The organism is Bradyrhizobium sp. HKCCYLS2038, from assembly GCF_051167655.1.
In the GTDB taxonomy this organism is placed as follows: Bacteria; Pseudomonadota; Alphaproteobacteria; order Rhizobiales; family Xanthobacteraceae; genus Bradyrhizobium.
Window position 1 is genome coordinate 277,843 of sequence record NZ_JBNPTM010000001.1, and the last position, 25,784, is coordinate 303,626.

Annotated in this window: 19 protein-coding genes; 8 read left to right on the forward strand and 11 right to left on the reverse strand. The window is 66.4% G+C overall.

What is annotated here, in order from left to right:
• The first annotated feature begins 70 nt into the window (after positions 1-70).
• Positions 71-1,864: a potassium/proton antiporter gene (locus ACQR1I_RS01255; RefSeq protein ID WP_434865374.1), complete on the forward strand. Its 1,794-nt coding sequence runs from the start codon at positions 71-73 to the stop codon at positions 1,862-1,864.
• A gap of 3 nt (positions 1,865-1,867) precedes the next feature.
• Here the strand turns inward: ACQR1I_RS01255 and ACQR1I_RS01260 are convergent, their stop codons facing one another.
• Both ACQR1I_RS01260 and mepA read right to left on the reverse strand, forming a co-directional pair.
• A complete protein-coding gene (locus ACQR1I_RS01260) occupies positions 1,868-2,383 on the reverse strand; it encodes a hypothetical protein (protein ID WP_434865375.1) in 516 nt (171 codons plus the stop codon).
• A gap of 167 nt (positions 2,384-2,550) precedes the next feature.
• Positions 2,551-3,495, reverse strand: a complete 945-nt coding sequence (gene mepA / locus ACQR1I_RS01265; protein ID WP_434865376.1) for a penicillin-insensitive murein endopeptidase — start codon at positions 3,493-3,495, stop codon at positions 2,551-2,553.
• 369 nt (positions 3,496-3,864) lie between these two features.
• Here mepA and ACQR1I_RS01270 point away from each other — a divergent pair, with 369 nt between their 5' ends.
• Positions 3,865-6,090: a putative bifunctional diguanylate cyclase/phosphodiesterase gene (locus ACQR1I_RS01270; protein WP_434865377.1), complete on the forward strand. Its 2,226-nt coding sequence runs from the start codon at positions 3,865-3,867 to the stop codon at positions 6,088-6,090.
• Between the two features lie 128 nt (positions 6,091-6,218).
• Here ACQR1I_RS01270 and ftrA read toward each other — a convergent pair whose 3' ends face one another.
• A complete protein-coding gene (ftrA, locus tag ACQR1I_RS01275; RefSeq protein ID WP_434865378.1) occupies positions 6,219-7,205 on the reverse strand; it encodes a transcriptional regulator FtrA in 987 nt (328 codons plus the stop codon).
• Between the two features lie 99 nt (positions 7,206-7,304).
• Between ftrA and ACQR1I_RS01280 the strand changes: the two genes are divergently transcribed.
• Entirely contained in the window at positions 7,305-7,703 is a 399-nt protein-coding gene (locus tag ACQR1I_RS01280) for a rhodanese-like domain-containing protein (RefSeq protein WP_434865379.1), read from the forward strand.
• A gap of 189 nt (positions 7,704-7,892) precedes the next feature.
• Here the strand turns inward: ACQR1I_RS01280 and ACQR1I_RS01285 are convergent, their stop codons facing one another.
• Positions 7,893-9,860 carry a methyl-accepting chemotaxis protein gene (locus ACQR1I_RS01285; protein WP_434865380.1) on the reverse strand — a complete coding sequence of 656 codons (1,968 nt, stop codon included), beginning with the start codon at positions 9,858-9,860 and terminating at the stop codon, positions 7,893-7,895.
• 308 nt (positions 9,861-10,168) lie between these two features.
• Here ACQR1I_RS01285 and ACQR1I_RS01290 point away from each other — a divergent pair, with 308 nt between their 5' ends.
• Positions 10,169-10,738, forward strand: a complete 570-nt coding sequence (locus ACQR1I_RS01290; protein WP_434865381.1) for a hypothetical protein — start codon at positions 10,169-10,171, stop codon at positions 10,736-10,738.
• Positions 10,739-10,777: 39 nt separating this feature from the next.
• Here the strand turns inward: ACQR1I_RS01290 and lepA are convergent, their stop codons facing one another.
• Positions 10,778-12,589 carry a translation elongation factor 4 gene (lepA, locus tag ACQR1I_RS01295; protein ID WP_434865382.1) on the reverse strand — a complete coding sequence of 604 codons (1,812 nt, stop codon included), beginning with the start codon at positions 12,587-12,589 and terminating at the stop codon, positions 10,778-10,780.
• A gap of 116 nt (positions 12,590-12,705) precedes the next feature.
• Here lepA and ACQR1I_RS01300 point away from each other — a divergent pair, with 116 nt between their 5' ends.
• Positions 12,706-14,313: a glycosyltransferase family 39 protein gene (locus ACQR1I_RS01300; RefSeq protein ID WP_434865383.1), complete on the forward strand. Its 1,608-nt coding sequence runs from the start codon at positions 12,706-12,708 to the stop codon at positions 14,311-14,313.
• 209 nt (positions 14,314-14,522) lie between these two features.
• Here the strand turns inward: ACQR1I_RS01300 and ACQR1I_RS01305 are convergent, their stop codons facing one another.
• From ACQR1I_RS01305 to ACQR1I_RS01325, 5 genes are all read right to left on the reverse strand, one after another.
• Positions 14,523-14,852, reverse strand: coding sequence for an HPr family phosphocarrier protein (locus ACQR1I_RS01305; protein ID WP_434865384.1), 330 nt, complete (start codon positions 14,850-14,852; stop codon positions 14,523-14,525).
• On the reverse strand, positions 14,849-15,250 hold the full coding sequence (locus tag ACQR1I_RS01310; protein WP_006611446.1) for a PTS sugar transporter subunit IIA: 402 nt from the start codon (positions 15,248-15,250) through the stop codon (positions 14,849-14,851). Before ACQR1I_RS01310 ends, ACQR1I_RS01305 begins: the two co-directional genes overlap by 4 nt.
• Before the next feature lie 204 nt (positions 15,251-15,454).
• Positions 15,455-15,907 (reverse strand): HPr kinase/phosphorylase, encoded by a 453-nt coding sequence (locus tag ACQR1I_RS01315; protein ID WP_434865385.1) that lies wholly within the window; start codon positions 15,905-15,907, stop codon positions 15,455-15,457.
• Positions 15,904-17,721, reverse strand: coding sequence for a stimulus-sensing domain-containing protein (locus tag ACQR1I_RS01320; protein WP_434865386.1), 1,818 nt, complete (start codon positions 17,719-17,721; stop codon positions 15,904-15,906). Before ACQR1I_RS01320 ends, ACQR1I_RS01315 begins: the two co-directional genes overlap by 4 nt.
• 270 nt (positions 17,722-17,991) lie before the next feature.
• Entirely contained in the window at positions 17,992-18,693 is a 702-nt protein-coding gene (locus tag ACQR1I_RS01325; protein WP_434865387.1) for a response regulator transcription factor, read from the reverse strand.
• 216 nt (positions 18,694-18,909) lie between these two features.
• On the opposite strand from ACQR1I_RS01325, the gene ACQR1I_RS01330 reads away from it, so the two are divergent.
• The 3 genes from ACQR1I_RS01330 to ACQR1I_RS01340 all read left to right on the forward strand — a co-directional run bounded on the left by ACQR1I_RS01330 (position 18,910) and on the right by ACQR1I_RS01340 (position 24,488).
• On the forward strand, positions 18,910-19,638 hold the full coding sequence (locus tag ACQR1I_RS01330; RefSeq protein ID WP_434865388.1) for a HugZ family protein: 729 nt from the start codon (positions 18,910-18,912) through the stop codon (positions 19,636-19,638).
• Positions 19,639-20,034: 396 nt separating this feature from the next.
• On the forward strand, positions 20,035-22,617 hold the full coding sequence (locus ACQR1I_RS01335; RefSeq protein ID WP_434865883.1) for a CHAT domain-containing tetratricopeptide repeat protein: 2,583 nt from the start codon (positions 20,035-20,037) through the stop codon (positions 22,615-22,617).
• Positions 22,618-22,874: 257 nt separating this feature from the next.
• Positions 22,875-24,488, forward strand: coding sequence for a phosphoenolpyruvate carboxykinase (locus ACQR1I_RS01340; protein WP_434865389.1), 1,614 nt, complete (start codon positions 22,875-22,877; stop codon positions 24,486-24,488).
• Between the two features lie 257 nt (positions 24,489-24,745).
• Here the strand turns inward: ACQR1I_RS01340 and ACQR1I_RS01345 are convergent, their stop codons facing one another.
• Entirely contained in the window at positions 24,746-25,567 is an 822-nt protein-coding gene (locus ACQR1I_RS01345) for an acyl-CoA thioesterase (RefSeq protein ID WP_434865390.1), read from the reverse strand.
• Positions 25,568-25,784 lie beyond the last annotated feature (217 nt).

Genomic DNA, 25,784 nt, shown 5'->3' on the forward strand with positions numbered 1-25,784 from the left:
AGCAAATCCGGTTGGCGTGCAAGTGTGGCGACGATAAGGATGTAAAAGTCGGATTCATCAACGTTTTTTCATGACATCACTCGACGCCGTCAGCATTGCCATCCTCCTCGGGGCGGTCCTGGTCATGGCCGGGATCCTGTCCAGCCTGCTGGCGCTCCGTTTCGGTGCACCGCTGCTGCTGGTGTTCCTGGTGATCGGCATGCTGGCAGGTGATTCCGGTCCGGGTCATATCGAATTCCAGGACGTCCGTACGACTTATCTGGTCGGATCGGTCGCCTTGGCGCTGATCCTGTTCGACGGCGGGCTGCGCACGCGATTCCAGAGCATCCGCACCGTGCTGGCGCCATCGACAGTGCTGGCGACCGTCGGCGTGCTGTTGACGGCGTTCCTCACCGCGCCGGTTGCGAAATATGCGCTCGATCTCGGCTGGACCGAGGCCATGCTGGTCGGAGCGGTCATCGCCTCGACCGACGCAGCGGCGGTGTTCCTGCTGGTGCATGCGCAAGGATTGCGCCTGCGCCCCCGCGTCGGCGCGACCCTCGAGGCGGAATCCGGCAGCAACGATCCGTTCGCCGTCTTCCTCACCCTGATGCTGGTCGAGCTGATCTCGGTCGGGCACGGTTCGTTCGGGCATTTCGTGTTCGAGCTGGTCAGCGAGGCGGTGCTCGGCACGCTGTTCGGCATCGTCGGCGGCCGGCTGGTCGTCATCGGCCTCAACAAGGTGGCACTGCCGCAAGGCCTGCATGCGCCGTTCGTCACCACGGCCGCGCTGGTCATCTTCGGCATGGCGCAGATCGCGCATGGCTCCGGGTTCCTCGCTGTCTATCTCGCCGGCCTCATCGTCGGCAACCGACCGACGCGCGCGCATAACTCGGTCGTCACCTTCCTCGACGCGGCGACTTGGCTCGCACAAATCGTGATGTTCGTGCTGCTCGGGCTCCTGGTGTCACCGCATCGGCTGCTCGACAGCCTGCTGCCGGCGATTGCCGTGGCCCTGATGCTGATGCTGGTGGCGCGGCCGGCGGCGGTGTTTCTGTGTCTCTATCCGTTCCGTTTCAACTGGCGGGAGAAGGCGTTCATCGCCTGGACCGGCCTGCGCGGCGCGGTCGCGATCTTCCTCGCCTCGATCCCGATGCTGGTCGGCCTGTCAAAGGCGTATCTCTATTTCGACGTCGCCTTCGTGGTCGTGATCATCTCGCTGCTGGCGCAGGGCTGGACGCTCGGCGTCGCCGCGCGCAAGCTGCACGTCGCGCTGCCGCGCACCGACCGCGGCCCGCGCCGCATCGAGCTCGATCTGCCCGGACAGCTGGAGCAGCAATTGGTCGGCTATTCGATCCGCTCCAAGAGCCTGTATTTCCGCCGCGGCCTGATCCCGTCCTGGTCGAAGCCGACGCTCGTGATCCGCAACCAGCAGATCCTGTCGCCCGTCGAGGCCGAGCCGATCGCACCGGGCGACTATCTCTATCTGCTGGCGCCGCCGGAGAAGGCCGAGTCGCTCGATCGTTTTTTCGTCGACATGCCGCCGTCGTCGGCGCCCGATCCGCATCTGCTCGGCGACTTCATGGTTTCGGCCGAGCACACGCTCGACGAGGTCGCTGGCATCTATGGCGTGAAGCTCGGCGAAGGCGAGGACAAGCTGACGCTGGCCGATTACTTCGACATCCACCTCGACAACGCACCGAAGGAAGGCGCCACGGTCGCGCTCGACACCATCGTGCTGGTCGCACGCTCGATCTCCGGCGGCCGCGTCAACGTCGTCGGCCTGCGCCTGCCTGAGGACGAGGAGGACGTGCCGGTGCTGACGCGCAAGGAGCAGGTCAAGCGCAAGCTTGCCGATGTCTGGTCGTCGTTGGTGGGCGTGTGAGTCTTACTCCGCCGACAGGATCGCGACCGAGATCGAAGGGTCCGGAGCGCCGCTGATCTGTAGCAGGATCGGCTGGGCGCCGAGCTCGTATTTCACAGTCTTGCGGATGCCGTCGCAATCGGTGGCGCCGCTGAAGGCGATCGGTTTGAGGATCTTGCCGTCCTGCACGACATCGATCCAGGCCGCGGCTGACAGGCTCACGGTGTAGATGCCCGCTTTTGGGGCGGTCACGAGCCGCACGAAGCCGGCGAAGGTGCCGTCCTTCGGCGTGCGTTCCGGCGGGGTCGGCAGCTTGGCGTCGACGGGCGGACGCAAGCTGAGCGACAGGCTCGATGCAGGAAGTGCTGCGATCTCCGCGCCCGAATCCAGCTTTGAAGCGTTGCTCGCGGTCAACGTCGCCCGCTCACGCCCGATGTCCCATTTGAACTTGTCGCAGCCGCTGGGCTCAGCCGCGAGCGTGGCCGTGGTCGCGAACAGGGTGAGGAGGAGGGCGGCGGCGCCCAACGAACGGGTTGGCATGATGACGGTCTCGCACGCAGATGCGCTGCGGTTCGAGCCGGACGCAGCGGATCCATGAGGACGTGGGACCGTCGTCCCGATGTGAAATGATCGCGCTTACGGCGCGATGTCGTCAGCTTAGCCGATCAGCGGACCTGGCCGCGAGGCTGAAGTATGTGCCTTGCGACTCAATTCCTGGCATCCGGCGCATGCAGCACGGCGCGGCAGCTCGGCGGCAGTTGAGCCATGGTGATCGGCTGCGGCGGCTTCGGTGGTTCCTTCGGCGGCGGCGGATGCAGCACCGCGTCGGAGAACCAGTAGTCGAGGTCGCCGCAGCCGTCGCCGCCGTCCTGGTCGGTCTGGCCGTGGCAGTCCGGATTGCCGGACGGACAGACCATGCGGATGTGGAAGTGGTAGTCGTGGCCCCACCACGGCCGCACCTTGGTGAGCCAGCTGCGGTCGCCCCGGGCGTCGCGGCACAGCGCCTTCTTGATCGCGGCGTTGACGAAGATGCGCTGTACCGAGGGCTCCTTCGCCGCGGCGCGGATCACGGCGAGATGTCCCGGCGTGAACACGCGCGGATCGACGTCGAGGCGGTCGGGGCGCACCATCATGACCGCCGACATCTCCTCGCGCTCGTTGCGCGACAGCCGGTGCTCGGGCATCGGCGTCAGCCAGATGTCGGCATCGAGACCGATCTGGTGGCTGGCATGGCCGCTCAACGCAGGGCCGCCGCGCGGCTGGCCGATGTCGCCGACCAGGATGCCGGGCCAGCCGGCATCCTTGTGCGCACGGACCGCAAGCCGCTTGAGCAGCGCGATCATCAGCGGGTGACCGAAATTGCGGTTCCTCGACAGCCGCATCACCTGCCAGTCGTCGCCATTGATCGGCATCCGCTCGGCGCCGGCGATGCAGCCGCGATTGTAGGTGCCAAGGACCTTGGTCGGCTGCGCCGAGGGCAGCAGCCGGCGGGCGAATAGCTCCTTGGCCGGCGTGTCCGGTGCGTCCGGATGGGCCAGCGGCGGCAGCGCCTTCGGCTCCACGCTGCCCTTGTCCTGGGCCCAAAGCGGCGCGGCCCCGGCCAGGGCGGCCATTCCGACGACGGCTGCGAGCAGAATCAGGCGAGCTTGCATGCGTTGCAGTGTAGCGGTTGTAAGCGGGCAGGGAAGGGCGCGCGGATTCATGGCGATCTTAACCGGCCCGTAACCCTGCTGTCGGTTTGGCGGAACCGGCCCAACAAGGTTCAATTGCCTGATTTCGTTCGACAGTTGAACGGTGTCTTGATGGTCCGTACCCGGTATGCGAGTATTTTTGCCGGGCGGCTCGCCGCTGCTGCCTATTCCAGGTTGTATCGACTGAACTTCGCAGGAGCGGGCTCGCGGGAATACGTGAGCAAATAGATCATTTTGTGCCGCCTCTCGCCGTTGGGGGCCTGCATCAAGATACCATTCCTTAGACACTTGGCGGAACACTGCCTCTCACGAAGGAGAGAGAGGCACGCGATGCGGCCCGTTCGGCCAACCAAGTCCAAGAAGCCGGCCCGCGCGCCCCGCGCCCGTGGTTCCCGACTGCCGGCCAAGCCATTCCCGAAGCTCGGGCGGCTGAACGTGCGGATGACCGCCAAGGCGCGCGACGTCGCGGATCCACGCGCCGCGGCGGACGCCGCGATTGCCGAGGCAAAGAAGGCGCATGACCGCCTGATGGAGGCGATCGACATTCTTCCCGAGGGAATCGTGTTCCTTGATTCCGACGGCCGCTACATCCTCTGGAACAAGAAATACTCTGAGATCTACAACCGCAGCTCGGATCTGTTCGCGCCGGGAGCGCGGCTGCAGGACACGATCCGGGTCGGCGTGGCGCGCGGCGATTATCCCGAAGCGGCCGGTCGCGAGGACGAGTGGATCGAGCAGCGGCTGCAGAAGCTGTTTCAGCCCAGCGGACGTCACGAGCAGCGACTGGCCGACGGCCGGACCATCCTGATCGAGGAGCGGTTGACCCGCGACGGCGGCGTCATCGGCCTGCGCGTGGACATCACCGAGCTGAAGCAGCGCGAGGAATCGTTCCGGCTGCTGTTCGACGGCAATCCGGTGCCGATGATCGTCTGCGCCAGGGACGATGGCCGTGTGCTGAGCGTCAACGAAGCCGCCGCGCAGCATTATGGCTACGGCCGCGCGGCGTTCGAGCGTCTCAGCATCCGCAATCTTCAAGCCTATGAGAGCGAGCCACCCTGGGCCGGCGAACTATCAGATGAAGAGCGGGCGGCGCGCACCTGGAAGCATGTCCGCGCCGACGGCACTCTGATCGATCTCGCCATCTATTCGCGTGACCTCGTTCACAACGACCAGCGGGCGGTGCTGCTGGCGCTGATGGACATCACCGAGCGCAAGCGCGCCGAGGCGCGGCTCGCCTTCCTGGCTCAGCACGATGCACTGACCGGCCTGCCGAGCCGCAACCTGCTGCGCCAGCAGATCGACGACAAGCTTCTGCAGATGCGGCGCGGCTCCGAGAAGATCGCCGTGCTGGTGCTCGGTCTCGACAACTTCAAGTCGGTCAACGACACGCTGGGCCATGCCGTCGGCGACCGGCTGCTGCGCGGCGTCGGCAAGCGGCTGCGGTCGATCCTGCGCCAGGAGGACATCGTCGCGCGCCTCAACTCGGATGAGTTCGCGATCGTGCAGGGCGGTCTGGCGCGCCCCGAGGATGCCGCTCAGCTCTGCGGCCGCCTGCTGCAGGCGATCGCCGATCCCTATCTCATCGACGGCAGCGCCGTGACGATCGCTGCGACGATCGGCATCGCGATGGCGCCGAACGACGGCGACGATGCCGAGAAGCTGTTGAAGAACGCCGACATGGCGCTGTCGCGCGCCAAGACCGAGACGCGTGGCACCTTCAGCTATTTCGAAGCCGGCATGGATGCACGGGCACAGCGTCGGCGCCGGCTGGAGAGCGAGTTGCGCGACGCCATCCAGCACGACGCGCTGCAGCCGCACTATCAGCCGCTGATCGATCTCGCGACCGGGCGCATCACAGGCTTCGAGGCGCTGGTGCGCTGGCCGCATCCGGAGCGCGGCATGATCCCGCCGTCCGAGTTCATTCCGATTGCGGAGGAGACCGGGCTGATCTCGGCGCTGGGACGCGCGATGCTGCGCCGCGCCTGCAGCGATGCGGCGAACTGGCCCGACGATGTTCGCGTCGCCGTGAACATGTCGCCGCTGCAGTTCCGTGCCGGCAACGTGCTGTCGATGGTGATGGATGTGCTGAAACAGTCGGGCCTGCCGGCGAGCCGGCTCGAACTCGAGATCACCGAGACCCTGGTGCTGGAGAAGAGCGGACAGGTGCTGGCGACGCTGCATGCGCTGCGCGCGCTCGGCGTGCGCATCTCGATGGATGATTTCGGCACCGGCTATTCGAGCCTGAGCTATCTGCGCAGCTTTCCGTTCGACAAGATCAAGGTCGATCAGTCCTTCATCCGCGACCTCGCCGCCAATCGCGAGGCCCAGGCGATCGTTCGCTCGATCGTCAGCCTCGGCAAGGGCCTCGGCGTCACCATCACCGCCGAGGGCGTCGAGACCGAGGCCGAGCTGCGCTGCCTGCGCGCCGAAGGCTGCGACGAGGCGCAGGGCTATCTGTTCAGCCGCCCGCGGCCCAATGCCGAGATTATAGGCCTACTGCAGGCGCAGCGCGATGCGGCCGATGGGTCATCGTCGGGCAAAGCCTTGGTGGCTTAGTCAACCTAAGCGGTGATCGCTCCCGAGAACCTCCGTGTTGCCGGATCTCTCTCCGCCGTCATGGCCGGGCAAAGCCCGGGCATGACGAGCAACTAATTGGCGGTTCGCTCGTGGGGTGATCGCCAACATCAGGACGCGCTTCGTCTGAACCGCGCGCGATACGCCGCCGGCGAGGTGCCGAGGTTGCGGCGGAAGGCGGCGCGGAAGGTTTCAAGCGACTGGTAGCCGCACTGCGCCGAGATGTCCGCAAGCGACATCGCCCCGCTCTCCAGCAATTCGCGTGCGCGTGACATGCGTTCCTGCTGCAGCCAGGCGCCGGGACGCGCTCCCGTGCTTTCGTGGAAGCGGCGCAGGAAGGTTCGCTCGCTCATCCGGGCTCGCTTGGCCATGGCGCTGATCGCGATCGGTCGTGACAGCCGCGCACGCGCCCAGTCCATGACCTCGCCGATCGTCGCACCCGGGCGCACTTGAACCGGTGCGACGACATATTGCGCCTGGCCGCCGTCGCGATGCGGCGGCATCACCAGCCGGCGCGCAACCGAGTTGGCAACCTTGGCTCCGAAGTCGCGCCGCACGAGATGCAGGCAGGCGTCGATCCCGGCGGCGCTGCCCGCGGAGGTGATGACATTGCCCTCGTCGACATAGAGCGTGTCCTCCTCGACGCGGATGTCCGGGTACTGCCGCTTCAGGTCGGGCATGTGCCGCCAATGCGTGGTCGCGCGCTTGCCGTCGAGCAGCCCCGCCGCCGCCAGTACGAACACGCCGGAGCAGATCGAGAGGCAGCGCGCACCCCGCGCGGAGGCTTGCGCGATCGCCCGCAGCAGCCTGTCCGGCGGACGTTCATTGCGATCACGCCAGCCCGGTACGACGATCGTCCTGGCGTCCTTGAGGCGGGCAAGCGGCGCGCCGGCCTCGACGACGATGCCGCCGATCGCACGCGAGCGCTGTCCTTCGGCTGAGACGACCTTGAACTCATACCAGGGAAAGTCGAATTCCGGCCGGGGCAGTCCGAACACTTCGACGGCGATGCCGAATTCGAACGTGCACAGCCCGTCATAGGTGATGACGGCAACGAGGCCTGGATCGGACCGATGGCTGGTTGCGGCTGATGACATTGGCGGAAACTTACCGGACTTTGTCCGATCCGTCACTTGGGACGCGGAGCGCTGCGCGCGAGACTAGGCCACCTCGCGCAACACAGCAGGAGAGAGACGATGACCACCCATGTCACCGAAGTGCCCGCAGCGTCGTCGGCCCAGGCGCTCGCTCATTTCGAGGCCATGCTGGAATTCGAAACCGACTGCTGGGACGTTCACGAGAGCCTGAAGAGCGTCGACCCCGATTTCATTCTCGTCGACGTCCGCGGACCAGCCTCGTTTGCCAAGGGGCGCGTCGCCGGCGCGATCAACATCCCGCACCGGACCATGACGGCAGAGCGCATGGCCGCGTATCCGAACGACAAGCTGTTCGTGGTCTACTGCGCCGGCCCGCACTGCAACGGCGCCAACCGCGCCGCCATCCGCCTCGCCCGGCTCGGGCTGCCGGTGAAGATGATGATCGGCGGCATCACCGGCTGGCTCGACGAGGGCTTTGCGCTGACTGCGGGCGTATGAACGCGAGAGCCCGGCTCTCACGCCATCATCAGTGTCGTCCCGGCGAACGCCGGGACCCATACTCCGTGCTGCCTGCGGTGATGCGCCGCTGTGGCTCCAGCTCACTCCACTCCAGCTTCGGTGGCTATGGGTCCCGGCTCGAGGCCGGGACGACAGCGTTTTTTTGGCGGGCTGTGTTGGCACCCATGACTACGCCGCCTGGCGCAGGCCGGCGAGGAACGTGTCGACGCTCCTGAACAGTTCGCCTGCGCGCTTGCCGAGGTCGCGGGTGGCGACCATGACGTGGTCGGCGAGCTGGCGCGACTGTTCGGCGGCATCGCTGGCGCCGACGACGTTCCGCGACACGTCGTTGGTGCCCGAGGCCGCCTGCTGGACACTGCGCGCGATCTCGCGGGTCGCCGAGTCCTGCTGCTCGACCGCCGCCGCAATGGTCGCGGCAACGCCGCTGATCTCCTGGATCGTGGCGCTGATGCCGCCGATCGCGGTCACGCAAGCCGACGTCGCGGCCTGGATCGAGCTGACCTGGCCGGCGATCTCCTCGGTCGCCTTCGCGGTCTGCCCCGCCAGCTCCTTGACTTCGGCGGCCACGACCGCAAAGCCGCGGCCGGCGTCCCCGGCGCGTGCGGCCTCGATCGTGGCGTTGAGCGCGAGCAGGTTGGTCTGGCTGGCGATGGCGTCGATCAGGCGCAGCACGTCGCCGATCTTCTCGGCGGCCGCCGCGAGGCTGCTGACCATCTCGGTGGTCTGCCGTGCCTTGATGACGGCACCGTCGGCCACCTTGCTGGAATGCGCGACCTGACGGCCGATCTCGGTCACCGAGGAGGCGAGCTCTTCCGAGGCGGCTGCGACGGTCGACACGCCGTTCGAGGCTTCTTCCGACGCGGCCGCAGCGGCTGCCGTCCGCTGCGAGGTGCCGTTGACGCTGACAGTGATCTCCTGGACCACGCGCTCCATGTCGGCGGTGGCCGTGGCGACGGCGGAGACGACGCCCTTGACGTCCGCTTCGAAGCGGTCGGCCATCTGCCGCTGCAGCGCCTGCTTGTCGCGCTCGGCCTGCTGCTGCGTCGCTTCCTGGGCCTCGCGCAGGCTGCTGGTCTCGATCATGTTGCGGCGGAATACGTCGACCGCCTGCGCCATGGTGCCGAGCTCGTCCTTGCGCTGGCCGCCGGGGATCACGACCTCGGTGTCGCCGCTCGACAGCCGGTGCATGACGGCGGTGATCGCAATCAGCGGACGGGAGATGCCGCGGGCCACGAACAGCGCGACGATGACGGCGAGCAGCAGGATCACCAGTGTGCCGGCGATCAGCTGCTGCTGCGCGCTGGCGGCGGCCGCTTCATAGGCAGTGGTGTCCTTGATCAGCTCGAGCACCGCGACCGGATCGCCGGCATAGTTGCGGATCTGGCCGACATAGAGCGCTGCCGGGCGGCCGGACAGCGTCGCGTCACGCTGCAGCGGCGCGCCCTTGAACACCGCGAGCACCTCGTCGGGCGTGGCGACGACGTCGTCGCCGAACGTCGACGACAGCCGCTTCGGCTGGCCGTCGTTGATCCAGTAGACGGCGAGGTCGATGCCGAAGCGCTGCTTGGCGCGCTCGACGAATTCCTTGCCGAACGCGGCGCCGACGTCGACGGTCGCGATCACCTTGCCGTCGCGCATGATCGGCGTCATGCCGAAAATCCCGAGCGACAGCCGGCTCTGCTCGACGCCGGCGATCTGCTTTCCGGTCTGGTTGGCCTGCACGACCGTGATGCGGCGCTTGGACGTGTCGTCGCCGAACACCTTGGGTTCATGCACGCGGTAGAAGTTGGTGGCGGGCGGCGCCCACACGTTCACCAGCGGGATGCCCTGTGCCTTCAGCAAGGGCATGGCGCCGCCGAGCAGCGTGCCCAGCGCATCGCGGTCGCCCTTCAGATAAGCGTCCGCGATCGGCGGCAGCGCAGCCAGTGTCGAACTCACCGCCAGCGCCGCGCGGCCCTCGTAGTCAATGCCGGCCGACACGCTGTCGAACTGCAGCTTGAGCTGCTGCTCCAGCGCCAGCCGCGTCAGCGCGCGCTGCTGGATGACGGAAAAGGTGCCGAGCACGGCACAGGCGATGGCGACGGTCAGCGAGAGCGCGATGATGAGGCGGGCGGAGATCGAGCGGAGACGGGACATTCGGGGGCATTCCTTGCTTTACAGCAAGGTCTCAGAATACCGTTAAGGAACGGATACCGTGATTCTACGGTAGTTTAGATTTGTCGATGGAACGCACGAGCGTAGCCTCGTGCGACGCAAGCCACTCGCGGCGGCAGAGCGCCTCGCGCCCGGTGCAGGCCGGTTGAATGAGTGCCGAGGCTGCATCAATGCGTTGACGCCCGCAGAGATCGAACGTTACTGCTGTCGGCGGGGAGCTCCGGATTTCTACGGGTTGGGGGCAGGCTGTGCTGGTGTGGTGTCCGCCAATTCGGAAGCCTTGGCCGATCGTGGTCGTCGCGATGTTGCTCGGGTCGATGTTGTCGGGCTGCGCCGGGCAGGGCAGCAGTCCGTCGGAGCAGGCCGCCGGCGCGAATGCGGCTCCAACCACCGATCCGCTCGACGACGACGTCGCACGTCTGGAGGCGCGGGAGAAGACACTCGCTCCAGCCCATCTGCAACGCCGCCGTCAGCTCATTGCCGAGTTGCTGGAGAAGAACGCGGCCTTGGCTTCCGGGCGCAAGGTGGCGCTCCTCAATGCCGAGCTGGCCGGACCAAAGGTCATCAAGCTCCGCGAGTGGCAGAATTGGCTGAAGCCCACGACGGCCGCGGTCACCATCTATTGCGTGCGGGCCAAGATCGACTCTGCGCTGGACATGTACGTTCGGAGAACTGCTTTGATCGTCATCCAGACGGCAGCGGACGGAACCGAGACGCTGCGGGCTGGCGTCCAGACCAGCCGCGGCATCAACCTCACTGGCGACGACGGCACGCCGCTCGCGTGCTACAAGATGGAAGGCTATGCGGCCTTCCCCGAGCTTGAACAGGCTCGCGCGTCGAAACTCGCAGGCCGTGTCTAATGAGGGCGCCGGTGGCCGCGCTCGGACCGAGATCCGTCCTCAGCTATCCACCTTGAGCGCGGCGATGAAGGCTTCCTGCGGGATGTCGACCTTGCCGAACTGCCGCATCTTCTTCTTGCCTTCCTTCTGCTTCTCCAGAAGCTTTCGCTTACGCGTGATGTCGCCGCCGTAGCACTTCGCGGTGACGTCCTTGCGCAGCGCGCGCACGGTCTCGCGCGCGATCACCTTGCCGCCGATCGCCGCCTGGATCGGGATCTGGAACATGTGCGGCGGGATCAGGTCCTTCATCTTCTCGACCATCGCACGTCCCCGGCCTTCGGCGCGGGTCCGGTGCACCAGCATCGACAGGGCATCGACCGGCTCGTTGTTGACGAGGATCTGCATCTTCACGAGGTCGGCCGGCTTGTAGTCGGTCAGATGATAGTCGAACGAGGCATAGCCCTTGGAGACCGACTTCAGCCGGTCGTAGAAGTCGAAGACGACTTCGTTGAGCGGCAGGTCGTATTTGACCATCGCGCGGCTGCCCACGTAGGTGAGCTCCTTCTGATTGCCGCGGCGGTCCTGGCAGAGCTTGAGCACGCTGCCGAGATATTCGTCCGGCGTCAGGATGGTGGCCTCGATCCATGGCTCCTGGATCTCGGCGATCTTGACCACGTCAGGCATGTCGACGGGATTGTGGATCTCGATCTCCTCGCCGTCGGTCAGCTTCATCTTGTAGATGACGGATGGCGCGGTCGCGATCAGGTTGAGATCGAACTCGCGCGACAGCCGCTCCTGGATGATCTCCAGGTGCAACAGGCCGAGGAAGCCGCAGCGGAAGCCGAAGCCGAGCGCGGCTGAGGTTTCCATCTCGAACGAGAAGCTGGCGTCGTTGAGCCTGAGCTTGCCCATCGCCGCGCGAAGAGTCTCGAAATCGTCGGCGTCGACCGGGAACAGGCCGCAGAACACCACCGGAATCGCCGGCTTGAAGCCCGGCAGCATCTCGGTGACCGGCTTGCGGTCGTCGGTGATGGTGTCGCCGACGCGGGTGTCGGCCACTTCCTTGATCGCGGCGGTGATGAAGCCGATCTCGCCGGGGCCGAGCTCGTCAACCTGGGTCATCTTCGGCGTGAAGAAACCGACGCGCTCGACGTCGTAGGCCGCGCCCGTGCCCATCATCCGGACCCGCTGGCCCTTCTTCATCACGCCGTCGACGACGCGGATCAGCACCACGACGCCGAGATAGACGTCGTACCAGCTGTCGACCAGCAGCGCCTTCAAGGTCGCCTCGCGGTCGCCCTTCGGCGGCGGCAACCGGGTGACGATCGCCTCCAGCACGTCTGGAATGCCGAGGCCGGTCTTGGCCGAGATCATCACTGCGTCGGATGCGTCGATGCCGATGACGTCCTCGATCTGCTGCTTGATCTTCTCCGGCTCGGCGGCCGGCAGGTCGATCTTGTTGAGGACCGGAACGATCTCGTGGTTGTTGTCGAGCGCCTGGTAGACGTTGGCGAGCGTCTGCGCCTCGACGCCCTGGCTCGCGTCGACCACCAGTAGCGAGCCCTCGCAGGCGGCCAGCGACCGCGACACCTCGTAGGCGAAGTCGACGTGGCCGGGCGTGTCCATCAGGTTGAAGATGTAATCCTTGCCGTCCTTGGCGCGGTATTGCAGGCGCACGGTCTGCGCCTTGATGGTGATGCCGCGCTCGCGCTCGATGTCCATCGAATCGAGCACCTGCTCCTTGCCCGCCATCTCGCGGTCCGACAGGCCGCCGGTCATCTGGATCAGGCGATCGGCGAGTGTGGACTTTCCATGGTCGATATGGGCGACGATGGAGAAGTTGCGGATGTTGGGAATGGGGGCGGTCGTCATGGGTCGCGCAGATAGCACCTGGAGCCCCCGACCAGCAACCATATTGCTGAATTTCCAGGGCCTTTCTTCACGCCAAGCTGATTCCCCGTGGCCTGAAAACAGGCTACCGAAGGCCCATGTCGAGTACCACCCTTCCGCACGCTCCGGCCCGCCTGCGCAGCCGCCTCGGATTGCAGAGAATCGCTGCCTGGCTGGTGGCGCGCGCGACCGCGCCGGCGGCCTCGCCCTGGGTCGTGGTCGCCTTCGTCCTCGCCCATGTGGTGCTGTGGACCGCGATCCTGACCAATCTGAAGGCGGCCCAGGACGTCCACATGGACGTCGCCGAGGCCTATGCCTGGGGCAGCCGGCTTCTGCTCGGCTACGGCAAGCACCCTCCATTGTCGGGCTGGATCGCCGGGCTGTGGTTCACCGTGTTTCCGGTCAAGGATTGGGCGACCTATGCGCTGGCGATGGCGGTCAACGGCAGTGGCCTCGTCGCGATCTGGTTCGCCAGCCTGAAGGTCGTCGACCGGCGCCGGGCGTTCTTCGTCGTGGTGATGGTCGCGCTGTACCCGATCTTCAATTTCAAGGGCTTCAAGTACAACGCCGATCTGGTTCAGATCCTGACGCTGCCGCTGCTGGTGCTGGCCTATCTGCATGCCTTCGAGAAGCGCACCGTCGCGTCGGGCGTTTGGCTCGGCCTTGCCGGCGCCGCGGCGCTGATGACCAAATATTGGGTGCTGACCATGATCGGCGCGATCGGTCTGGCGGCGCTGCTGCACCCGGACCGGCTGCGCTTCCTGGCGTCGCCCGCGCCCTGGGTCGCGATCGCCACGATGCTGGTCGCGATGATCCCGCATCTGGTCTGGCTGTGGCAGGTCGATTTCGTGCCGCTGACCTATGCCGGCGACGTCTATTCGCTGTCCGATCGCGGCCGGGCCGCCGAGCTCGTGCTCGGCTATGTCGGTCATAATCTGGCGCTGCTCGCCGTGCCGGTGGTGCTGGCCGCCCTGGTCCTCGCCTGGCCGCCGCGATTCGCGTTTGCGAACTGGCGGCGTGGCTCCAATCCCGGCGTCAATGTGGGCCAAGCCCTCAACGTCTGGCTGGTGCAGGCGATCGTTGCCGTCGGGCCGCCGCTCGGCGGCCTCGCTTTCACGGTCTACATGAAGACCGATTGGGGCATCTCGCTGTTCTTCCTGGTGCCGCTGGCGCTGGTCGCAATCCCCGCGCTACGGCTGCGATCGGTGATGCTGCCGCGGCTGGCCGCCGTCTGGCTGGTGCTTTCGCTGCTCACGCTCGCCGCCTCGCCGTGGATCGCGCGGCGCGAAATGGCCGCCAATCCGAACGGCGCCACCGGCTATGGCGGGCGATCGGAACTGGCACGGGAGCTGACCAAGGCCTGGCACGCCCGGTTCGGCTCGCCCTGGCCGCATGTCGCCGGCTACTCCGAGATGAACGCGCCGATGACCTTCTACAGCCCGGATCACCCGCGGCCGTTCACAGTGCCCTTTCTGGCGGACGAGACCTGGGGCTCGGGGCTGAGCACCCTCGATGACCTCAAGCGCGACGGCTTCATCGGCGTCTGCGACACCACCGACAACCGGATCGCCGCCTGCGAGGCCTGGATGGCCAAGGAAGCGCCCAGGGCCGAGCCTGTCGTGATGACCACCCAGCGCTTCTTCCACGGCCAGGCGGGCCCTGCAATCGTTTGGAAGGTGTATGTTCAGGGGCCGGCGGCGAGGTAGCGAATCTCGCTGCAGTCCGGAGCCTGCGGCCCCAAAGGAGGTCGTCATTCCGGGGCAGCCCGAAGGGCTGAGCCCCGGAATCCATAACCACAGGCCCGTGTTTTTGGCCGGGTCGTCCGAGACTGAGCCGAACACAACGGCCTGTGGTTATGGATTCCGCGCCCGCGCCTCTGACGAGGCACGTCCCGGAATGACAGCGCAGCGAAACCTCACACGCCTTCTTCTTGGAACTTGTCGTTCACCAGGTCGGTGATCGCCTGCAGCGCGGCCTCGGCTTCGGAGCCCTTCGCGGACACCAGGATCTTGGTGCCGGGCGCGGCGGCCAGCATCATCAGGCCCATGATCGAGCGGCCGCCGACGGTCTCGCCGCCGCGGGTGACCCAGACTTCGGCCTGGAACTTCTCGACCATCTGCACGAACTTGGCAGAGGCCCGCGCATGCAGGCCACGCTTGTTGGTGATCAGGAGCTCCCGCGAAATCGCGTCGGCGGGCACGGAGGGCCCGGCGATATTGTCCTGCGGCGCGTCCTCGTCGCTCATTTGCCGGCGAGCACCCGGCTGGCGATGGTGACGTATTTGCGTCCCGCCTCCTGCGCCATCGCGATAGCGTCGGGCAGCGAGCGCTCCTCGCGCACCTTGGCGAGCTTCACCAGCATCGGCAGGTTGATGCCCGCGAGCACCTCGACCTTGGGCCGGCTCATGCAGGAGATGGCAAGGTTCGACGGGGTGCCGCCGAACATGTCGGTCAGGATGGCGACGCCGTCGCCGGTGTCCACGCGGTTCACGGCTTCGATGATGTCGCTGCGACAGAGGTCGGAATCATCGTCGGCGCCAATCGTGACCGCTTCAATTTGCTTTTGAGGACCCATGACGTGTTCGAGCGCCGCTCTGAACTCGTCGGCGAGGCGCCCATGGGTCACCAGTACCAGGCCAATCATCGGATACTCCTCGCGGGCGCCTTGGGTGCACCGCACGAACGCGCCACTTTGACCATCCGGAGCCCCCGCGCAAGAGGGCATGTTCGCGAATCTCCCGGCTTGAGGATGAGGGGAGGGGGAGCTGGCGACGGTCTATCGGGGCGCCATAGTGGGGGTGATATGGTTACCAATTCGCTTCACACAATTGGCCGAAAGATTACCGGGTCATGAACTCTTGGTCGTGGTCAGGGCGGCCACAACCAGCAGCAGGGGCGGGTAGCCACGGCCGACCGGTATTCGCGGCAATTCAATACCGTTTTCGTTCCAACGCAGCGCTTCCGGCGGCGGAAGGCGCTGCCCATCCTCTGCCATCAAATCGACCACGAGACCGATTGGCGCGTCGGACACGAAGTCGCAGGAGCGGATGCCGAGCCCCCGAATCTCGATCAGGCCGGCGAGGGCCGGGGCGGGGCTGACCCACATTTCTCCGCCACGTGTGGCGAGATGAACACGGTCGTCGCCGACCAGGACGGTTGGCGGGATCTGTCCGGCGCGTCCGGCCAGGATCAGGTCGAAGGCGAGACGTGACTTGCCGGAGCCAGAGGGGCCGCGAATCAGCACCGCCCGCTCCCCGACCCTGACGGCGGATGCGTGGATGCTGGCGGAGCCTACGGTCAAGATGCCGGCAGCCGGACGATGAAACGGGCGCCGGCGGAGGTCGGATGGCCGTCCTCGTCCACCGGGCCGGGCCGGTTCTCGGCCCAGATGCGTCCGCCATGGGCGTCGATGATCTGCTTGGAGATCGACAGGCCGAGGCCGGAATTCTGGCCAAAACCCTGGTGCGGCCGGTCGGTGTAGAAGCGCTCGAAGATGCGCTGCAGGGCGTCCTCGCGGATGCCGGGACCGTCATCGTCGACCATGATCTCGATCTCGGAGCGGACGCGCCGGCAGGTGATTCGCACCTTGCCGCCCGCGGCCGAGAACGACTGGGCATTCGACAAGAGGTTGGAGATGACCTGGCCGAGCCGCGAATCATGGCCCGGTACCGAGAACGTATCGCTGGAGCCGCGGCCCTCGAATCGGACCTCGGCGGCGACGTCGGTGCCGATCTTGGTCTCGTTGGCGACCGAGGTCAGCGTGGTCAGCAGCCGGCGCAGATCGACCAGGGTCATGTCCTGGCGCTGCAGCTCGGCATCGAGCCGGCTGGCGTCGGAGATGTCCGAGATCAGGCGGTCGAGCCGCCTCACGTCGTGCTCGATCACCGCGAGCAGCCGAGCGCGGCTGTTGTCGTTGCGCGCCAGCGGCAGGGTCTCGACCGCCGAGCGCAAGGAGGTCAGCGGATTTTTGAGCTCGTGGGCGACGTCGGCGGCGAACATCTCGATCGCCTCGATGCGGTTGTAGAGCGCATCCGTCATGTCGCGCAGCGCCCCGGAGAGATGGCCGATCTCGTCGCGGCGGCGGGTGAAATCGGGAATCTCGACGCGGGTCTTGATGCGGCGGCGGACGCGTTCGGCGCTGTCGGCGAGCCGGCGCACCGGGCCTGCAATGGTGCTGGCGAGCAGGAGCGACAGCACGATCATGACCGCGGAGGCGACGCCGCCGACCTTGAGAATCGCGAGGCGCTCGGCGGTGACCATCTGGTCGATGTCGTCGCCCTGCGTCGACAGCATCAAGGCGCCGTGGATGGTGCGCGAGCGTTGGACCGACACGGCGACCGAGACGATCACCTCGCCGCGCGAATTGACCCGGACCATGCTGCGCTTCTGGCCCTTCAGCGCGTCGGTGACCTCTTCGTAGCCGTTGCCGTTCTCGGGGCCGTATTCGCGATACAGCGGCAGGTCGCCGCGGTTGAGCCAGGTGCGCACCGAGATCAGCGCGCGCTCGACGAAGCCGGGCTTCTCGTTCGACGGCGGCGGCAGGTCGAGGCGCAGCACGTTCTCGAGATTGCGGCTGTCGAGCAGCAGCCCGCCATTCGGGTCGTAGATGCGCGCGCGCGTCTTGGTCGGTGAGATCAGCGTGCGCAGCACCGGCGCGACGCGCTCCGGATTGATCGGGAAATCGAGCGGCGAATACTCGTCCGGCGCGCCGTAGCTCTCGCCGGGCTTGAGGTCGAGCAGGCGCTCGGGGTCGATGGTGATCGCATTGGTCTGCACCGTCGCGGAGGCCGCGATGGCGCCGGCGATGATCTCGGCCTGCACCAGCAGGCTCTGCGCGCGGGCGTCGATCAGGCCGGCGCGGAACTGCGACAGGTACAGCACGCTGGCCACCAGCGCGAGCAGACCGGCGATGTTGAGCGAAACGATGCGGCGGGTGAGGCTCGAGAACGACAGCGCGAACAGGAACTGCCCGGCGCGGCGCAGCCAGCTTGCCGGACGCTGCCAAGCCGAGACCTTCGGGGTCTCGTCGACGACACCGTCGGTCACGTCGGAGACCACGGATGGCGGGGGGGCGTCAGCGTGCTGGCCGGGGTCAGGATGCGTTCGATCGAGCAATGTGAGCGCTCCGACTCCGAAGTTCGAAAGGCGTGTCCGGCGGGCTCCTGGGCGAACTCCGGAGGCAGAGGAGCCGTCGTCATCGTCAAGCGGGCGCGACCTTCATGGGAAGTTCCGACAGAAAGCGCGCCAGCAGCGGCATCGCAACTTCGATTCGTGGACCTATGGCCCTTTCCGTCAGCGCCGGTGGCTCCGCCGGCACCGAGATGTTACCCCATGTCGTCCGCGACGTCAGCGCGCAAATTCGCCCGACGCCGCCGATACAAGGCTTCAGGTTTCCTTGAAGCGATAGCCGACGCCGTAGAGCGTCTCGATCATCTCGAACTCGTCGTCGACCATCTTGAACTTCTTGCGCAGCCGCTTGATGTGGCTGTCGATGGTGCGGTCGTCGACATAGACCTGGTCGTCATAGGCCGCGTCCATCAGCGCGTTGCGGCTCTTGACCACGCCCGGACGCTGCGCCAGCGCCTGCAGGATCAGGAACTCGGTGACCGTCAGGGTGACCGGCTCGTTCTTCCAGGTGCAGGTGTGACGCTCGGGGTCCATGCGCAGCAGGCCGCGGTCCAGCGCCTTGGCGTCGTTCTCCTTCGGCAGCGCCGTCGGATCCTTCGGCTGCGAGCGGCGCAGCACGGCCTTGACGCGCTCGACCAGCAGGCGCTGCGAGAACGGTTTGCGGATGAAGTCGTCCGCGCCCATCTTGAGGCCGAACAGTTCGTCGATCTCCTCGTCCTTGGAGGTGAGGAAGATCACCGGCAGGTCGGACTTCTGCCGCAGCCGCCGCAACGTCTCCATGCCGTCCATGCGCGGCATCTTGATGTCGAGAATGGCCAGATCAGGCTGGCTGGTCCGGAAACCGTCGAGGGCCGATGCACCATCGGTATAGGTCATGATGCGATAGCCTTCCGCCTCGAGCGCGATGGAGACGGATGTCAGAATGTTACGGTCGTCATCGACCAAGGCGATTGTGGGCATGAGCCTGCTTTCAGAGTCTGGTTAGCCGAGACTACGATAATCCAGATAAGGGCCGCGTATTTGGGCTTCGAACATGGTCAACGAGCAATGCAAGCTGGGCTGAAGTGTGACCGAGTTCCACAAATACCATGGCAAAGTCTTGTGCTGCGCCCAAGTTTGTGGCCCGTTTAGCCGAAAAAAGGCCCTCATTGCAACTGGATGGACGAGGCAAAGACGATGCAGCCGAGCTTTAACCCTAACCGCGCCACCCGGTCTCTGCTGCGAAGAAGCCGACAGGGCGCGCTCGCGACCCTGATGACGGGGTCAGGCGATCCCTATTGTTCCCTCGTCAACGTTGCGACCGCCGCCGACGGCGCGCCGATCATCCTGATTTCGCGCTTAGCAGTGCACACGAAAAACATTCTCTCCGATCAGCGCGTGTCGCTGATGCTTGACGAGCGCGCGCCCGGCGATCCGCTCGAAGGCTCACGCATCATGCTGTCCGGCAAGGCCGAGCAGGCAACTGATGAGAACAGCCATTCGCTGCGTCGTCGGTATCTCAATGCGCATCCGTCGGCGAGCGACTATGCCGATTTTGCCGACTTCTCTTTCTTCGTGATTCGCCCGGCCGGCACGCATCTCGTCGCCGGCTTCGGCCGCATCGTCGACCTCAAGCCCGAGCAGTTTCTGACCGACATCTCCGATGCCGCCGAGCTGCTCGCCGCGGAGCAGGGCGCCGTCGATCACATGAACGAAGATCACCGCGACGCGCTCGGGCTCTACGCGACGAAGCTTTGCGGCGCCGACGCCGCGGAATGGCGCTGCAGCGGCTGCGATCCCGACGGGCTCGATCTGATGGCCGATGGCCGGACGCTGCGGCTGGATTTCCCCGAGCGCGTCACCACGCCCGGAGCCCTGCGCAAGATGCTGGTGCGGCTCGCGGACGAGGCGCGGGCGAAGGACTGATAGTGAGTTCGAACGAAACCTGATCAAGCCGGACGCGCGCCATACAGGCGGTCTGCTCCCTCTCCCCGTTCTTCACGGGGAGAGGGGCGGGGTGAGTGGCAGCCGCACGGGCGGTGCGGCTTCTGTGCTGCGAACTAATCCTGTCCGCTCCGCATACGGTGGTGAGGACTCCTTCGACGTTTCCATCGTCGCGCACGCCTTGTGCCCGTCCGTTGACTTCGGCCTGGGCCCCGTTCGTGCCATGCCCTCACGCGGATTGCTGCGCAATCCGACCCCTCAGCGCGAGCGAAGCTCGTCGCGCCCCCGCAAAGAGCGGGGAGAGGTTGCAGCATCCGCCGTCTTGAACGCCATCGATAGACGCCGCGACCTATCTCCGTCCTTGGCGGAGATCTGATGATGCGTATCTGCAAGCGGGTGGCAATCGCGATGGGCGCTGCGCTGATCACGAGCGCGCTGGTAGCTCCATGCCTCGCCCAGAAGACCGATCTCGCGGCGGACAGCGGCCGCATCATCGCGCTCAGCCGCGCCGGCAAATACCGCGAGGCCTTGCCGCTGGCGCAGGCGATGGTGGCGAGCCTCGAAGCGGCCTCCAACAAGCGCGAGCTGGCGGCGGCGCTCACCAATCTCGGTCAGGTTCTCGCCTCGCTCGGCCGCGATGCCGAAGCCGAGCCGATCTACAAGCGCGCCATCTCGCTCTACGAGGGCGCGCTCGGGCTCGACAGCGTCGAGATCGCGTCGGCGCTGAACAACCTCGCGGCGCTGTATCAGCGCCAGCAGCGCTATGCGGAGGCGGAGGCGCTGTTCACGCGGGCGCTGGCGATCCGCGAGAAGGCGCTCGGACCCGGGCATCCCGACGTCGGGCAGGCGCTGAACAACCTCGCCACGCTGTACGAGCGACAGGACCGCCACGGCCAGGCCGAGCCGCTGTTCAAGCGCGCGCTCGCGATCTACCGCAAGGCCGCGGGCAACGAGAGCGCGCCGGTGGCGACCTTGCTCAACAATCTCGGCCAGCTGACCAAGGGCGACGGCCGGTTCGACGAAGCCGAGCCGTTGGTCCGGCAATCCCTGGCCATCCGCGAAAAGCTGCTCGGTGCTGACCATCCCGATGTCGCGCGTTCGCTCAACAACCTCGCCGATCTCGCGCAGCGCCGGCAGCGCTTCGGCGAAGCCGAGCCGTTGTTCGTCCGTGCGCTGTCGATCCGCGAGCGGGCGCTGGGGCCGGATCATCCGGACGCGGTGACGGCGCTCAACAATCTGGCTGGGCTGTACCAGGCGGCGGGTCGTATTCCGGATGCGCTGCCGCTGGTCGAGCGCACCGTCCAGCGCGGCCAGGCGCAGGCGAAGGTGGCCCTGCCGGTGCTGTTTGCGGCCGCGCGTGACGGCAGCCTGCCGGCGACGAAGGGGTTCGATGAGGCCATCGACGTGATCCAACGCGGCACGCAGTTGCAGGCCGCGGCCGCCGTCGACAAGCTCGCCGTCCGGCTCGCCGCGGGCACAGACCGGTTGGCCGAGCTGGTGCGCAAGGATCAGGATCTCGCAGCCGAGAGCGAGGCGCTCGACAAGAGTCTCGTTGCGGCGGTGTCGCGTCCCCGCGGGCAGCGCGACCTCGCCGCCGAGCAGCGCGACAGGGCGCGGCTTGCCACTGTTGCGGCCGAGCGCGCGGCGCTGCGCGGCACGCTCGCGCGCGAGTTTCCAGACTACACGGCGCTCTCGAATCCGCTGCCGCTGAGACTGGGCGAGATCCAGCCGCTGCTGGCCGAGAACGAGGCGCTGGTGGCATTTGCGCTCGTCGACCAGGCGTCCTTTGTGCTGGCGATCACTCGCGAGGGCTACGACTGGAAGCAGATCCCGCGCGGCGCCGACGCACTTGCGCGCGACGTCATGCGTTTCCGGCGCGGCCTCGCGCCGGGCGGAGCGGGCGACGGCGGTGCGAACGCCGCGTTCGATCTCACGGTCGCCAACGAGCTCTACTCTCTGCTGCTGGCGCCGGTGGAGGAGCTGACGAAGACCAAGCGCAGCCTGCTGGTCGTGCCGTCGGGCGCGTTGACGGCGTTGCCGTTTCACCTGCTGCTGACGGCGCCGCCGGCGCAGGCAGTGCCCGACAGCGTGGCCGGCTATCGCGACGCCCCCTGGCTGCTGCGGCGTCAGGCGGTCTCGGTGCTGCCCTCGCTCGCCAGCCTCAAGGCGCTGCGCAGCGCGGCGCGCGGCGATCGCGGCGGCAAGCCGATGATCGGCTTCGGTGATCCGGTGTTCGATCCGTCACGCGCGAGTGGCACCCGTGGCGCCGGCAAGCTGGCGGCACGGAGCATTGCCAGTCTGGCCTACACGGACTTCTGGCGCGGCGCCGGTGTCGATCCCACGCAGCTTGCGCGTGCTTTGCCGCAGCTCCCCGACACCGCCGACGAACTCAATGCTGTCGCGGCCGATCTCGGCGTCGCCGCGTCCGATCTTCATCTCGGCCGTGACGCCAGCGAGGCCACCGTCAAGCGCGCGGCGCTGGCCGATTACAAGATCGTCTATTTTGCAACCCACGGCCTCGTGGCCGGCGACGTGAAAGGCATTGCCGAGCCGTCGCTGGCCTTGAGCATTCCCAGCGTATCGTCGCCGCTCGACGACGGTCTTCTCACCGCCAGCGAAGTCGCGCAGTTGAAGCTCAACGCCGATTTCGTCGTGCTGTCGGCCTGCAATACCATTGCCGGTGACAAGCCCGGCGCCGAGGCGCTGTCGGGTCTGGCGCGGGCGTTCTTCTACGCCGGTGCGCGCGCGCTGTTGGTCACGCATTGGGCTGTGGATTCGGCGGCCGCGACGCGGTTGATGACCGATACGTTTCACCGGCTCAAGGAGCATCCGACCCTAGGTCGCAGCGAGGCGCTGCGGCAGGCCATGCTTGCGCTGCTCGACGATCGAGCTTCACCGGACAGCGCGCATCCTTCGGTTTGGGCGCCATTCGTGCTGCTCGGCGAAACCGATTCGCGCTGATATATTTGTTGCGCCGCAATATGCTTGGCGCTGCATCAAGCTGCTGATCCGATGGGCAATTTCGCAGCGAAGATGAGCTACGTACATCAGCCGATAGCAATAACCAATTCATCCGGATCGTCTTGGCAAGACCAGCGTTGATCAGTATTAGGTCGGCGACCGCGCTTGATAAGGCGATGTAAACGGTAACGGTCACCGCGCACCGCGCGTCCACGTTTTCGCGCGCAAACGGCTGCGGGTTCTCAGGAGGGATTTTCGTGCAAGAAACGGGTATTCGCAACGGTGCCTTCGGTGCCGACAAGTTCGGCTTAAAGAACCTCAAGCAGGTGCATTGGAATCTCGGCGCGCCCCAGCTCTATCAGTATTCGCTGGCGGCGGGCGAGGCGGTGCTGTCTGCCGACGGGGCGCTGTGCGCGGATACTGGCGAGTTCACCGGTCGTAGCCCGAAGGACAAGTTCACGGTGCGCGATGCCTCCACCGAGAAGATGTGGTGGGCAGGCAATCAGGCGATCACGCCCGAGCAGTTCGAGGCGCTGTATCAGGACTTCCTCAAGCACGCCGAAGGCAAGAGCCTGTTTGCTCAGGATCTCTATGGCGGCGCCGATCCGGCTTTCCGGATCAAGACGCGCGTGTTCACCGAGCTCGCCTGGCACTCGCTGTTCATCCGCACGCTGCTGATTCGCCCCGAGACAATCGAGCTCGACACCTTCGTGCCCGAACTCACCATCATCGACATGCCGAGCTTCCGCGCCGACCCGATGCGGCACGGCGTGCGCTCGCAGAACGTCGTCGCGATCGATTTCTCCCGCAAGATCGTCCTGATCGGCGGGTCCTACTATGCCGGCGAGATGAAGAAGAGCGTGTTCACGACGCTCAACTACTATCTGCCCGAGCGCGGCGTGATGCCGATGCACTGCTCGGCCAATGTCGGCCCGAAGGGCGACACCGCGATCTTCTTCGGCCTGTCCGGCACCGGCAAGACCACGCTGTCGGCCGATCCGAACCGCACCCTGATCGGCGACGACGAGCACGGCTGGGGTCCGTCCGGCGTGTTCAACTTCGAAGGCGGCTGCTACGCCAAGTGCATCAAGCTGTCGCGGGACGCCGAGCCGCAGATCTATGCGGCGTCGACCCGCTTCGGTGCCGTGCTCGAGAACGTCGTGCTCGACGAGGACAACCGCGTTCCGGATTTCGACGACGGCTCCAAGACCGAGAACACCCGCTCGGCCTATCCGCTCGACTACATCCCGAATGCCTCGCGCACCGGACGCGCGCCGCATCCGAAGAACGTGGTGATGCTCGCCGCCGACGCCTTCGGCGTGCTGCCGCCGATCGCCAAGCTGTCGCCGGCCCAGGCGATGTATCACTTCCTGTCCGGCTACACCGCCAAGGTCGCCGGCACCGAGCGCGGGCTCGGCAACGAGCCGCAGCCGGAGTTCTCGACCTGCTTCGGCTCGCCGTTCCTGCCGCTCGACCCGTCCGTGTACGGCAACATGCTGCGGCAGTTGATCGCCGACCACAATGTCGACTGCTGGCTGGTCAACACCGGCTGGACCGGCGGCAAGTATGGCACCGGCTCGCGCATGCCGATCAAGGTGACGCGCGCGCTTCTGACCGCGGCGCTCGACGGCAGCTTGCGCAACGTCGAGTTCCGCACCGACAAGTATTTCGGCTTCGCGGTGCCGACGGCGCTGCCGGGCGTGCCGAGCGAGATCCTCGATCCGGTCAACACCTGGAAGGACAAGGCCGAGTTCGACAAGACCGCCCGCGCCCTGGTCGGCATGTTCCAGAAGAACTTCGCCAAGTTCGAAGCCCAGGTCGACGCCGACGTCCGCGCCGCCGCGCCGGACGTGAAGCTCGCGGCGGAGTAGGGCTGCAAACGCAAAAGGGCCAGCCGCATTGCGGCTGGCCCATATTTTTTTTCCGCTCCGTCTCCGCCGATGCATGAGATGGAGCGAAGTCGAGCCACACCCACCGCCGTCGTCCCGGCGAACGCCGGGACCCATAACCACAGGGCGGTGTGATCCGGCATGCTGGCCGCTCCAGCCTTCGCCAAATTGCGTGCGGTGGTTATGGGTCCCGGCTCAAGGCCGGGACGACACCAATTGTGTGGCGACGTTCATCGCAGTTACGCCTTGAAATACGCGATCTGCGTCGTCGTCGCGAGCAGGCGGCCGGAGGGCGACCACAGCTCGCCGTGCTGGTCCTGATAGCTGCGGTTGAAGATCTTGGCGTCGGCCGTCGCCAGCACATGCGTGATGTCCTCGGCCGCGAGTTCCTCGCGGCTGACGTGGAAATAGGTCGTCAGCGACACCGTGCCGAACGGCACCAGTTCGCCGCGGGCATGGAAGATGCGGCCGAAGAACGCATCCGACATCGACAGCAGCGACAAATGATCGAGCTTGCGCGGCTTGCGATCGGAGATCCACAGCCGCGAATAGCTGCTGTGCGGCGCGCCCGTGGCCGAGGCGCCGAACGCCGGGCGCCCTTCGACGAAGCGGAAGTCATACTGCTTGGTCCACGACATGTTCGTGTCGGGGTGACGCTTGACCTGATCGAACGGCGGCGCCTCGGGGCTGATGGCCGGCTGGTGCGACCAGGACGGCCGCCGCTCGGCGAACACGGCAGTGGCCAGCGTCGCTGCATCGGCATCGCCCTGGCTCAGCTCGACGCACCAATGCTGCGAGGAGCGATTGGCCTTCACGAGCCGCACGTCGAGATCGAACGGGCCCTCCGCGATCGGCGCGCAGTAGTTCACCGTCACCGCCAGCGGATCGCCCGCGATCTGCGGATGCTCGACCAGCGCGCGCAGCACGGTGGCCGCCGTCACGCCGCCGAACGGGCCGACGAAGGCCCAGTAGTCCGGGCTGGTCCGGCCCTGCCAGCGGCTGTCGCCCGCCGTGACGCGGGTGGCCTCGTCGAACAGGTGCAGTGGCGGCAGTTCGGTCATGCGTTTCTCCTGACGCTCATCGTATGATGGCCATCAGCTAATAATCAATCGCAGGCGCCGGCAATGACGTCACAGGTTATTGCTGAGAGCTGTTGCGACGAGCAACCGCGTGAGTTAGTTACTCCGTCATGCCCGGGCTCGTCCCGGGCATCCACGCGGTTCCCAGTATGCCGAGCGACGTGGATGGCCGGGACAGGCCCGGCCATGACGGCGCAGC